Raw genomic sequence first — 333 nt, 5'->3', positions numbered from 1 at the left:
TCGCAGGAGCTGGATTTCCACGACCTGTATACCAGCGGTTTCTGGCAACCCATGCTACAGCTCTGGTACGAGTCGGCGCTGGGTAACGACAGCCTCCTATTGAACGATAGCAAACATATGCTCGACAAGATAACTGATATCCCTCTGCGCCGCGAACTGACGCAGGCCTTTATCCGTATGTTCAGCAAGTATGGCAAGGATTACCTGCTGGCGGAGCTGGGCACTGAGTATCTGACCTTGCCGTTGAACGGGCAGCCTGCGCCGGAGATTGTAGTGGGCGACAGTTCGTTCGTTCCAAGATTGAGTTTGATAATGTTTTATGAAACAGGCTGT

General features: G+C 52.3%; 1 protein-coding gene. It reads left to right on the top strand.

Annotated elements, in window-relative coordinates; genetic code table 11:
• Window positions 1-333 (top strand): hypothetical protein (locus D0T84_RS14400; RefSeq protein ID WP_163308561.1); only part of this gene is annotated, 333 nt, incomplete at both ends.

Origin of the sequence: Dysgonomonas sp. 521 (assembly GCF_010501055.1) — a bacterium.
Classification (GTDB): domain Bacteria; phylum Bacteroidota; class Bacteroidia; order Bacteroidales; family Dysgonomonadaceae; genus Dysgonomonas.
Note: the sequence above shows the minus strand (reverse complement) of the source record. Positions and strands in the feature narration are given on the sequence as shown.